At 72.5% G+C, this 11,762-nt stretch carries 7 protein-coding genes, 1 other RNA gene and 1 pseudogene; 5 read left to right on the top strand and 4 right to left on the bottom strand.

Features of this window, described 5'->3' with window-relative positions:
- Positions 1 to 71 precede the first annotated feature (71 nt).
- Positions 72 to 438, bottom strand: a transfer-messenger RNA (tmRNA) gene (gene ssrA / locus VF825_RS19910).
- Positions 439 to 636: 198 nt separating this feature from the next.
- On the opposite strand from ssrA, the gene VF825_RS19905 reads away from it, so the two are divergent.
- The 4 genes from VF825_RS19905 (at position 637) to VF825_RS19890 (ending at position 5,222) form a co-directional block, all read left to right on the top strand.
- Entirely contained in the window at positions 637 to 1,653 is a 1,017-nt protein-coding gene (locus VF825_RS19905; RefSeq protein ID WP_331116699.1) for an ABC transporter ATP-binding protein, read from the top strand.
- A 2-nt stretch (positions 1,654 to 1,655) separates the two neighbouring features.
- On the top strand, positions 1,656 to 2,822 hold the full coding sequence (locus tag VF825_RS19900; RefSeq protein WP_331116697.1) for an ABC transporter permease: 1,167 nt from the start codon (positions 1,656 to 1,658) through the stop codon (positions 2,820 to 2,822).
- A 67-nt stretch (positions 2,823 to 2,889) separates the two neighbouring features.
- Positions 2,890 to 4,056 carry an ABC transporter permease gene (locus VF825_RS19895; RefSeq protein ID WP_331116696.1) on the top strand — a complete coding sequence of 389 codons (1,167 nt, stop codon included), beginning with the start codon at positions 2,890 to 2,892 and terminating at the stop codon, positions 4,054 to 4,056.
- Between the two features lie 143 nt (positions 4,057 to 4,199).
- Entirely contained in the window at positions 4,200 to 5,222 is a 1,023-nt protein-coding gene (locus VF825_RS19890; RefSeq protein WP_331116694.1) for an NADP-dependent oxidoreductase, read from the top strand.
- A gap of 101 nt (positions 5,223 to 5,323) precedes the next feature.
- On the opposite strand, the gene VF825_RS19885 is transcribed toward VF825_RS19890, so the two are convergent.
- On the bottom strand, positions 5,324 to 6,601 hold the full coding sequence (locus VF825_RS19885) for a class I SAM-dependent methyltransferase (RefSeq protein WP_331116691.1): 1,278 nt from the start codon (positions 6,599 to 6,601) through the stop codon (positions 5,324 to 5,326).
- Positions 6,598 to 7,995: an FAD-binding oxidoreductase gene (locus VF825_RS19880; RefSeq protein ID WP_331116689.1), complete on the bottom strand. Its 1,398-nt coding sequence runs from the start codon at positions 7,993 to 7,995 to the stop codon at positions 6,598 to 6,600. The genes VF825_RS19885 and VF825_RS19880 overlap by 4 nt, the downstream gene beginning before the upstream one ends.
- Before the next feature lie 188 nt (positions 7,996 to 8,183).
- On the opposite strand from VF825_RS19880, the gene VF825_RS19875 reads away from it, so the two are divergent.
- Positions 8,184 to 11,561, top strand: coding sequence for a pyruvate carboxylase (locus tag VF825_RS19875; protein ID WP_331116687.1), 3,378 nt, complete (start codon positions 8,184 to 8,186; stop codon positions 11,559 to 11,561).
- Between the two features lie 67 nt (positions 11,562 to 11,628).
- Here the strand turns inward: VF825_RS19875 and VF825_RS20150 are convergent.
- Positions 11,629 to 11,762, bottom strand: a pseudogene (locus VF825_RS20150) (IS30 family transposase); the annotation flags it as partial.

The following is an 11,762-nucleotide window of genomic DNA, read 5'->3' as shown; positions in this document are numbered from 1 at the left end:
GACGACGAAGGGCCCGGCCAGGTGGCCGGGCCCTTCGTCGTGAGGGTGGAACAGGGCGACGTACCCATGAGTGGTGGAGGTGGCGGGAATCGAACCCGCGTCCGCTGACGTGAATCCAGGGCTTCTCCGGGTGCAGTGCGCTGAGGAGTTTCTCGGCCCCAGAGCTCGCGCGCACACGTCCTCTGACAGGCCCAGTCGAGTAAGAGTCCCGCGCAGTCCCCCGACATGACTGCGCAGCAAGCTACCTAGCTGACGCCAGGATCTCGGTCAGTAGCGAACCGAGGCTGACGGACTTCGGGGCTCGCTCAGGCGGCGAGGGCGAAGTCGGTGCGCTTGGAATTGGCACCTATGTGTTTACAGGGAGCGTTGACGAGATGACCCTGCATCCTCGACCCGCTTCCCCTGGAATGACGACCAACGTCGAAACCGATCACCCCCATGGGGTGGCTACGTCGCACTGTTCACTTCTCAACCTGCTGCCGGCTCGGTGCCGGTGCACCAAGCCTATCCGTCCAACGGACGGGACCGCCAAGCCATTCCCGGTATGCCGGGTGGCCGCCCCCGCGCGACCCTCCCTGGGCGAGCCGGGACATGGGTCTCTGGTCGTCGCGGCCCGCCGCGGCTTGGCTTCGGGGCATGGACAGCCAGCCACACGGCATACCGGCGGGTGGTGCGGTCGGTGTGGCGACGCAGCGGGCGAGGAGGCCGGTCGGCCCCGAGCCGGTGCTGCGCGCCGAACACCTCGTGCGCCGGTTCGGCGACCGGGTGGCAGTCGACGACGTCGGCTTCGCGGTTGCCCCCGGCGAGACGTACGGCCTGCTCGGGCCCAACGGCGCCGGGAAGACCACGACGATCCGGCTGGTCTGCGGGCTGCTGACCCCCGACGCGGGGCGGGTGAGCATCGGGGGCCACCTCATGGACGGCGGCGGCAGGGCCGCCAAGGCGCTGGTCGGCTACGTGCCCCAGGAGGTGGCGCTCTACCCGGACCTGACGGCGCGGGAGAACCTGCGCTTCTTCGGCCGGCTCTACGCCCTGCCACGGCGGGTGCTGCAGCAGCGGGTCGAGGAGGTGCTGGACCTGGTCGACCTACGCGACCGCGCGGAGGACCGGGTGGACTCCTTCTCCGGCGGGATGCGGCGCCGGCTCAACATCGGGGCCGGGCTGCTGCACCGACCGACGCTGCTGGTGCTCGACGAGCCGACCGTCGGCGTCGACCCGCAGAGCCGGCACGCGATCCTGGAGAGTGTGCGCCGGTTCGGTGCCGGCGGGATGGCGGTGCTCTACACGACGCACTACATGGAGGAGGCGGAGCGCATCTGCGACCGGGTCGGGATCATCGACCACGGCCGGCTGGTCGCCGAGGGGACGCGCCGCGAGCTGGTCTCCCGCCTCGGGGAGCGCGACCGGATCACGCTGACCGGCACCGGTGACCTGGCCGCGTTCGCGACCGCCTGCCGCGCGCTGGCGGGGGTCGACGGGGCCGACGTCTCCGGCCCGGAGGTTCACCTCGTCGTGCACGACGGGCGCCGCTTGCTGCCCGCCGTGCTCGAGGCCGCCGACCGGGCCGGCGCGGCGGTGAGCTCGGTCGACGTCGCCGAGCCCGACCTCGAGGCGGTCTTCCTGCACCTGACCGGCACCGCGCTGCGGGAGTGAGGGTGCCGGTCGCGCTCGTCATCGCGCTCAAGGACCTGCGGCAGCGACTGCGCGACCGGTCCGCGCTCATCCTGGGCTTCGTGGCCCCGCTCGCGGTGGCCGGCCTGATCAGCCTGGCGTTCGGCGGGGTCGACACCTTCCACGCCGACGTGGCGGTCGTCGACCACGACAGGGGTCCGGTGTCCGCCGGGTTCGCCGGCTTCCTGACCAGCCCCGAGCTCGCCGACCTCGTGACGGTGCGCCGGGTCGCCGACGACGCCACGGCGGCCCGGATGGTGCGCGACGGTACCGTCGGGGCCGCCTTCGTCCTGCCCGCCGGGTGGTCCGGGGCGATGCACGGCAGCGGACCGACCCCGGACGTGACGGTCCTCGCGGGCGTCGACTCCCCCGTGGCCGGTCAGGTGGCCGGTTCGCTGGCCGAGGCGTTCTCGGCCCAGCTCGACGCGGACCGGCTCTCGGTCGCCGCCGCCCTGGCCGCCGGCGCAGCACCCACCCGGGTCGCCGAGCTGACCGCCGCCGCGGCGCAGGGCCGGCTGCCGGAGTCCGTGGTCGAACGGGCCGCCGGCACCAAGGTGCTCTCGTCGCGCAGCTACTACGCCCCGGCGATGGGCATCTTCTTCCTGCTGTTCGCCATCGGCTTCGGCGCGCGCAGCTTCTTCCAGGAGCGCAGCGCCGGCACCCTCGACCGGATCGCGGCGGCGCCGGTGGGGCCGGGCACCATCCTGCTGGGCAAGTCGCTGGCCACCTTCGCCTACGGGGCGATCAGCCTGGGCACCGTCGCCCTGGCCACGTCGCTGGTGTTCCGCGCCGACTGGGGGCCACCGCCGATGGTCGTGGCGCTGGTGCTGGCCCTGTCCTTCACGCTCGTCGGGCTGACCGCCCTGGTCATCACCGTCGCCCGGACCGAACGGCAGGCTGACGGGATCGCGGCCATGCTGACCTTCGGCCTGGTCCTGCTCGGCGGCAACTTCATCTTCATCAGCGCCGCGCCGCCCGCCGTGCGCACACTGTCCCTGTTCACCCCCAACGGCTGGGCGCTGCGCGCCTTCACCGACCTGGCCGGTGGCGCCGGCTGGACCGCGGCGGTGCCGCCCCTGTTGGCGATCCTGGCCTTCGGCGCCGTGGCGATGGGCGTGGCGGTCCTCCTGCGCCGGCGGGTGCTGGCATGAGCCCGGCGGATGTCCGCAGGAGCCCGGCGGAGGCCGGCCTGAGCCCGACCGCGAGCCGGCGGCGGCCATGAACGCCGCCCTGGCGCTGGCTGGCGCCGAGCTGCGGCGAGTGGTCCGCGACCGGACCGCGCTGTTCTTCATGGTGCTGCTGCCCGTGCTGGTCATCCTGCTCATCGGCGCGACCGTCTCGGGCAACACCTCGACCCGGGTGGGCATCGTCGGTGGCGGCACCGGGCCGCTGGCCGGCCGGCTCGCCCAGGACCTGGGCCGCGCCCCCCAGCTGGAGACCCGGACGTTCTCCTCCCCGGCCGACAGCGTGGCGGCCCTGCGCCGCGGCGAGGTCGCGGCGGTCGTCGAACTCCCGCCGGACCTGGACCGCCGCCTGGCCGGTGGCGGGTCCGCGACGGTTGCGGTGGTGACCACCTCCGCCGTCGCGCAGTCGGCCCAGGGAGCGCTGTCGACGGTGCGCGCCGTCGTGGCCCGGCACGCCGCCACCGTGCAGGCGGCCCGCTTCGTCACCCAGCACAGCGCCGTGGGGCTGGGCGACGCCCTGACGCTGGCCCGGACCGTCGAGGCGGCCTCGCCGCCGACCCGGGTGACGACCACGGTCGTGGACAGCACGGCGGACACGCTGCCGCTCGGCTTCAGCTACAGCGCGCCGACCATGCTTGTGCTCTTCGTCTTCGTCAACGCCCTCGCCGGCGGGGCCGCGATGATCCAGACCCGGCGCACCGGGGTGTTCGCGCGGGCCCTGGCCGCCCCGGTCCGCCCGCGGGACATCGTGCTGGGCGAGGGACTGTGCTACCTGCTGCTGGCGCTGGGCCAGGCGGCGCTCATCGTGCTCGTCGGGGCCGTGCTGTTCGGGGTGAGCTGGGGCAACCCGCTCGCCGCGGTCGCCCTGGTGGGGACGTGGGCGCTGGTGGGCACCGGGGCCGGGTTGCTCTCGGGCACGCTCTTCCGCACCCCGGAGCAGGCCAGCGCCATCGGGCCGGCGATCGGCATCGCCTTCGGCATGCTCGGTGGCTGCATGTGGCCGCTGGAGATCGTGCCGCCGGCGGTGCGCGCCCTGGGCCACCTGACCCCGCACGCCTGGGCCGTCGACGCGTGGGTGGTGCTGCTCTCCCGCGGCGGGGGGCTGCTGGACATCCTCGGCCAGCTGGCGGTGCTGCTCGCGTTCGCCGCAGGACTGCTCGTGCTGGCGTCGCTGCGCCTGCGCCGCTCACTGGCGACCTGACCGCCTGCGGCGGGCGGACGGCATACCCCGGGGTGAGGACCCTCACGCCCGCTGGCGGAAGGGTGGGTCGCACCCCATGGTTGCCTAGGGAGGCCCGACCCGGGCCCCGAACACCCCCCCAACCTGAAAGGGCGTCCTCCCCCATGACGACCAGCCGCGAGTGGCACCTGACCCGGCGACCCCACGGGGAGCCCGTCGACGAGGACTTTGCGCTCGTCGACGTGGAGCTGCCCGAGCCCGACGCCGGCCAGGTCGTCGTCCGCAACACGTTCCTGTCGGTCGACCCCTACATGCGCGGCCGGATGAACGACGCCAAGTCCTACGTCCCGCCGTTCGAGCTCGACAAGCCCATGGACGGCGAGGCGGTCGGCGTGGTGGAGGCCGTCGGCCCGGACGCCGTGGACGCCACCGGCACGCCGATCTCGGTGGGCGACACCGTGATCCACCCGCTCGGCTGGCGCACCCGCGCGCTCGTGCCGGCCAAGCACGCCCGCGTGCTCGACACCGACCTCGCGCCCGCACAGGCCTACCTCGGGGTCCTCGGGATGCCGGGGCTGACCGCCTACGCCGGCCTGCTGCGGGTCGCACAGTTCACCGAGGGCGACGCCGTGTTCGTCTCCGCCGCGGCCGGTGCCGTCGGCTCCCTCGTCGGCCAGATCGCCCGGCTCAAGGGAGCCTCCCGCGTCGTCGGCAGCGCCGGCGGCCCCGAGAAGGTGCAGTGGCTCCAGGACGACGCCGGGTTCAACGCCGCCGTCGACTACAAGGCCGCGCCGATCCGCCAGGGCCTGGCCGAGGCCGCTCCCGAGGGCATCGACGTCTACTTCGACAACGTGGGCGGCGACCACCTCGAGGCCGCCATCGGCGCCCTGCGGCAGAACGGTCGCGCGGCCCTGTGCGGGGCGATCTCGGTCTACAACAACACGGAGGCGGCCCCCGGACCGCGCAACCTGGCGATGATCATCGGCAAGCGCCTGACCCTGCGCGGCTTCATCGTCTCCGACCACCGCGACCTGCGCCCGCAGTTCGAGGCCGAAGTCGGCCAGTGGCTGGCCGAGGGCAAGATCGCCTGGCGCGAGACCGTCGTCGACGGCATCGAAAGCGCCGTCGAGGGCTTCCGCGGCCTGCTCACCGGTGGCAACACCGGCAAGATGCTGATCCGCCTCTGACGCCTTCCGGCACACCGGACACCGCTCGGCCCGCGTCTCCTCCGTCGTCACGGCAGGAAACGCGGGCCGACGCGTGTCCGGTGGGGGCGCTGCCCGTCTGCTCAGCTGGCCCAGGTCGGGCGGATGGGCATGTGCGCGTCGCCGTCGGCGCCGACCTTGACCCCGAGCACCTGGTGCAACTGGATGCTGTTCTCCTCGAAGGACAACCGCGACCCCGCAAGGTAGAGGCCCCACACCTTGGCCGTGCCAGGCCCCACCTCGGCCACGGCCTCGTCCCAGCCGGCGCTGAGGTTGCGGCACCAGTCGCGGGTGGTCATGGCGTAGTGCTCGCGCAGGTTCTCGGCGTGGCGCACCTCGAACCCCACGTCCTGCATCACGGTGGTGATCGAGCCGGAGCCGGTCAGCTCGCCGTCGGGGAAGACGTAGCGGTCGATGAACCCGCCACGGGTGATCCCGGGGTGCTTGTTGTCCGGCCGGGTGATGCAGTGGTTGAGCAGCCGGCCGCCCTCGCGCAGCCGCGCCTTGAGGAAGCGGAAGTAGCCCGGGTAGTTGCGCACCCCGATGTGCTCGGTCAGGCCGATCGAGCTGACCGCGTCGAAGCCGGTCTCGGTGACGTCGCGGTAGTCGAGGTGGCGCACCTCGGCCCGCTCGGAGATCCCGTCCTCGGCGATGGCCTTGGCCGCCCAGCGGGCCTGCTGGTCCGAGAGCGTGACGCCGAGCGCGGTGACGCCGTAGTGCTTGACCGCGTGGCGGACCATGCCGCCCCAGCCGCAGCCGACGTCGAGCAGCCGCATGCCGGGCTGCAGGCCGAGCTTGCGGCAGACCAGGTCGTACTTGTTGGCCTGCGCCTCCTCCAGGGTCGCATCGACGCTGGGGTAGCAGGCACACGTGTAGGTCATCGACGGGCCGAGCAGGATCTCGTAGAACCGGTTGGACACGTCGTAGTGGTGGTGGATCGCGTCGGCGTCGCGCGCCTTGGAGTGCCGCAGCCCGTGGACCATGCGGCGCCACGGCGCGGGCGTCTCCTGCGGAGGCAGCTCCGGCGGCCGAAGTCCCTTGAGCCCCAACGACTTCAGGATCTCCGGCAGCTCGTTGACCTTGGGCACGTGCGGCTCCACCTCGTCGCGGAACGTGCGCAGCAGGTCGTAGGGGTCGCCCGGGTCGGCGCCCTCGACGCTGAGGTCGCCGGCGACGTAGGCGCGGGCGAGGCCGAGTTCGCCCGGCGCCGTGGCGATGTAGCGCACCGCCCGCTCGTTGGCCAGGTGGATCGTGAACCTCGAGTCCGGGTCGCCCGCCGAGGACCCGTCGTATGCCGTGAACCGCACCGGTGTGCCGGGGTCGAAAACCCGGTCCAGCATCTGCCCGATGGTCAACGTCATCTGCGTCTCACCGCCTTGTCGTAGAGCGAGGGCAGCCGGCCCTCGGGGTCGTAGCGTTCCTTGACCGCGTGGTAGGTCTCACCGCCGTAGTGCTCCCAGAACTGCGCCTCCTCGTAGTAGGCGTCCGAGTAGAGGGACTTGTGTCCACCCACGTCGTGCACCTCCCGCTCGATGGCCCGGTTGACGTCGCCGTCCCGTCGACCGTCGAGGATCGGAACCGTGGACCAGAACCCCACATTGACGTAGGTCCGCCCAGGCTCCAGGGGGTACAACGGCCAGCCCGCGCGGCTGACCGCGGTGTCACGAAGTGCCAGCGGGCAGAGCCAGACCGGCTCGATCGGCACCTCGCGCAGGAACCAGCGCAGGAACTCGGCGGTGCGCTCCAGCGGGACCTCCACGTCCTGCACGACCCGCTCGGTCGGCGGCCGGCCGCGGCGCTCGTCGAGCCGGGCGAAGACGTGGTGGCGGTTCTCGAACGCCACGAGCTTCCAGTAGACGTCGCTGCGCAGCAGCCGCCTGGGCCACAGCCGGCGCACGACCGGGTGCTGCGCCCCGAACGCCCGCGAGCACCAGAACCAGTCGGTGTCCCAGCGCCACAGGTAGTCGCGGACGGTGAGGAAGTCCACCGACTGCTGCCGGATCGAGCGGTAGAACACGCGCTGGCCGGTGTAGTCGCTGGTGAACGGCGTGTGGTCCTGCCAGTCGCCCAGGACCAGGTAGCTCTCGTGTGCCGAGAAGACCACGCCGTCCACGAAGTCGACCGGCTCGCCCTCGTGCACCCGCGTGCTGGTCACGTGCCCGATCGCGTCCTGCAGCGCATCGAGGTCGGTGAACCGCACGTGCCGGAGCCGGACGTAGGGGTGCACGCGCTCGAGCTCGATCCGTAGCCGCAGCGCGTAGCCCAGCGAGCCGTAGGAGTTGGGGAACGCCCGGAACAGGTCGGCGTGCTCGCCCTCGGGCGTGGCCGTGACGATGTCGCCGTCGCCGGTGAGGACCTCCATCTCGAGCACCGACTCGTGCGGCAGCCCGCTGCGGAACGACGACGCCTCGATGCCGAGCCCGGTGACCGCGCCGCCGATGGTGATCGTCTTCAGCTGCGGCACGACCAGGGGCATGCAGCCGTGCGCCAGCGTCGCGTCGACGAGATGCTCGTAGGTGGTCATCCCCTGCACGTCGGCGACCAGCGCGTCGGGATCGACCGACAGCACGTGGGTGAAGTCGCTGACGTCCAGGCCGGGGGCGCCGGTCGCCTCGCGGGGCCGGAAGAGGTTGGAGGTGCGCTTGGCCAGGCGCACGGGGTGACCGGGCGGCATACCGGCGAGCTGCGCCCGCAGCGTATCGCGCGCGGCCTCGTGCGCCGCGCTTCCCACCGCCTTGACCTGTGCCTGTGACATATGCCTCCCCAGCTCGCTGACAGGGTAGGTCGGCAACGCTTCCTCGGCATCCGCTCGCGGGTCTACGCTCGACGGTCCGGGTCGGACTGTGGCCCAGATCCCGTATGCCGGGACACGAGTCTCGCAGTACGGTCGCCTCACTAGGCTGTCCCCCGACCTGACGGCCCAACCCCCCGTGGGAGGCGTTCGTGTTTCGCAAGGTGCTCGTAGCCAACCGAGGAGAGATCGCGGTGCGCGCGTTCCGCGCCGCCACGGAGCTCGGCGCGACGACGGTCGCGGTCTTCCCGCACGAGGACCGCAAGAGCGAGCACCGGCTCAAGGCCGACGAGGCCTACGAGATCGGCGAGCCGGGGCACCCGGTCCGGGCCTACCTCGACCCGCAGGAGGTCACTCGCGTCGCGGCCGAGGCCGGCGCCGACGCGATCTACCCCGGCTACGGCTTCCTCTCCGAGAACCCTGCGCTGGCCGAGGCGTGCGCGGAGGCGGGCATCACGTTCGTCGGGCCGCCGGCCTCGGTGCTCTACCTCACCGGCAACAAGGCGCGGGCCATCGCCGCGGCCAAGGCCGCCGGGCTGCCGACGCTGCGCAGCGCCGAGCCGAGCGACGACGTCGAGACCCTGCTGGCCGCCGCGGACGAGGTGGGCTTCCCGATCTTCGTCAAGGCGGTCGCCGGCGGCGGCGGGCGTGGCATGCGCCGGGTCGAGCGCCCCGAGGACCTGCGCGAGTCCCTCGAGGCGGCGATGCGCGAGGCGGAGTCGGCCTTCGGCGACGCGACGGTGTTCCTCGAGGAGGCCGTGGTCAGCCCGCGACACATCGAGGTGCAGATCCTCGCCGACGGCTCGGGCAACGTCATCCACCTCTTCGAGCGCGACTGCTCGGTGCAGCGCCGGCACCAGAAGGTCGTCGAGATCGCGCCGGCGCCGAACCTCGATCCCGAGCTGCGCCAACGGATCTGCGCCGACGCCGTGGCCTTCGCCCGCGAGATCGGCTATGTCAACGCCGGCACGGTGGAGTTCCTGCTGGCGCCCGACGGCCGCTACGTGTTCATCGAGATGAACCCGCGCATCCAGGTCGAGCACACGGTCACCGAGGAGGTCACCGACGTCGACCTGGTCAGCGCCCAGCTGCGGATCGCCTCCGGGGAGACCCTGGCCCACCTCGGCCTGTCGCAGGACACCGTGCGGCTGCGGGGGGCGGCGCTGCAGTGCCGGATCACCACCGAGGACCCGGCCAACGGGTTCCGCCCGGACACCGGACACATCACCGTCTACCGGTCCGCGGGCGGCGCGGGCGTGCGCCTCGACGGCGGCACGGTGTTCGTCGGCGCGGAGATCGGCGCCCACTTCGACTCCATGCTGGTCAAGCTGACCTGTCGTGGCGCCGACTTCGCCACCGCGGTGCGCCGGGCCCGCCGGGCGCTGGCGGAGTTCCGCATCCGCGGCGTGTCCACCAACATCCCCTTCCTGCAGGCCCTGCTGGACGAGCCCGACTTCGTCGCCGGACGGCTCTCCACCTCGTTCATCGACGAGCGCCCCGGCCTGCTCACCGCCCGCACGCCGGCCGACCGCGGCACCAAGCTGCTGACCTACCTGGCCGAGGTCACGGTCAACCAGCCCTACGGACCCTCGCGCACGAAGGTGTCCCCGCGCAGCAAGCTGCCGGCCATCGACCGCGACGCTCCCCCGCCGCCGGGGGCCCGTGACCTGCTGATGCGGGTCGGCCCGCAGGAGTTCGCCCGGGCGCTGCGCGCGCAGGTGCCGGTGGGGGTCACCGAGACGACCTTCCGCGACGCCCACCAGTCCCTGCTCGCCACCCGGGTGCGCACCCGCGACCTCATGCACGTCGCGCCGCACGTCGCCCGGCTGACGCCGCAGCTGCTCAGCGTCGAGGCATGGGGTGGTGCCACCTACGACGTGGCGCTGCGGTTCCTGTCCGAGGACCCGTGGGAGCGCCTCGCCCTGCTGCGCGAGGCGATGCCGAACCTGCCGCTGCAGATGCTGCTGCGGGGGCGCAACACCGTCGGCTACACGCCCTACCCGACCAAGGTCACCGACGCGTTCGTCACCGAGGCGGCGCGCACGGGCATCGACATCTTCCGCATCTTCGACGCCCTCAACGACGTCGACCAGATGCGCCCGGCGATCGACGCGGTCCGGGCCACCGGGACGGCCGTGGCCGAGGTAGCGCTCTGCTACACCGGCGACCTGCACAGCCCGTCCGAGACGCTCTACACCCTCGACTACTACCTCAAGCTGGCCGAGCGCATCGTCGACGCCGGCGCCCACGTGCTGGCGATCAAGGACATGGCCGGCCTGCTCCGCGCCCCGGCCGCGCGGACCCTGGTCACGGCGCTGCGCGAGGAGTTCGACCTGCCGGTCCACCTGCACACCCACGACACCGCCGGCGGCCAGCTCGCGACCCTGCTCGCGGCGATCGACGCCGGCGTCGACGCGGTCGACGTGGCCAGCGCCTCGATGTCCGGCACCACCAGCCAGCCGTCGATGTCGGCCCTGGTCGCCGCGACCGACGGCACGCCGCGCGCGACCGGTCTGGACCTTCAGACCGTGTGCGACCTCGAGCCGTACTGGGAGGGCGTGCGCCAGCTGTACGCGCCGTTCGAGTCCGGACTCCCCTCCCCCACCGGCCGGGTCTACACCCACGAGATCCCGGGCGGGCAGCTGTCGAACCTGCGCCAGCAGGCGATCGCCCTGGGCCTGGGCGACCGGTTCGAGTCGATCGAGGACATGTACGCCGCGGCCAACGCGATCCTGGGCAACGTGGTCAAGGTGACGCCGAGCTCCAAGGTGGTCGGCGACCTCGCCCTCGCCCTCGTCGGCGCCAACGCCGACCCGGCCGACTTCGAGGCCAACCCGACGAAGTACGACATCCCCGACTCGGTCATCGGCTTCCTCAACGGCGAGCTCGGCGACCCGCCCGGCGGGTGGCCGGAGCCGTTCCGCACCAAGGCCCTGGAGGGCCGCAAGGCTCGGCCCGGGGTCACCGAGCTGACCGGGGAGGAGGAGGCCGCGCTGGCCGCCGACCCGCGGCATACCCTCAACCGGCTGCTCTTCCCGGGGCCGACCAAGGAGTTCGAAGCCTCGCGGGACGCCTACTCCAACCTGTCGGTGCTGGGCACGGGTGAGTTCCTGCACGGCCTCGCGGTCGGCACCGAGCACGAGGTCGACCTCGAGCCGGGCAAGCGCCTGCTGCTCGGCGTGCAGTCCATCAGTGAGCCGGACGAGCGCGGCTTCCGCATCGTCATGTGCACGGTCAACGGGCAGCTGCGACCCGTGCAGGTGCGCGACGAGTCCGTCGCGGTCGACGTGCGGGTCGCCGAGAAGGCCGACCCGAGCCAGCCCGGCCAGGTGGCGGCGCCGTTCGCCGGCGTGGTGTCCCTGTCGGTGGAGTCGGGCCAGCAGGTCGAGGCCGGCGCACAGGTCGCGACGATCGAGGCGATGAAGATGGAGGCAGCGATCACCACGCCCGTGGCCGGCACCGTGCAGCGCCTCGCGATCGGCAACCAGCAGCAGGTGGAGGGCGGCGACCTCCTCCTCGTCGTCAGCTAGCCCCGCCCCCACCCCCACCCCATTTCCGCCGAGAGGGACGTTCCTCAGGGTTTCACGACCGGCGGTTTCAAGCGGCGGTTGCAACGAGGAGTTCGTTCAGCTTCTGGGCGGGATTCTTCCAGTTCAAGGTCTCGCGTGGTCGCCCGTTGAGTTCGCGGGCGACCGCGTCGAGGTCGTCCTGGGTGTAGCTGCGGAAGTCCG

This window comes from Oryzihumus sp. (assembly GCF_036391795.1).
Classification (GTDB): Bacteria; Actinomycetota; Actinomycetes; order Actinomycetales; family Dermatophilaceae; genus Oryzihumus.
The sequence above is the reverse complement of the archived record's forward strand: the minus strand, read 5'-3'. Positions and strand labels throughout refer to the sequence as shown.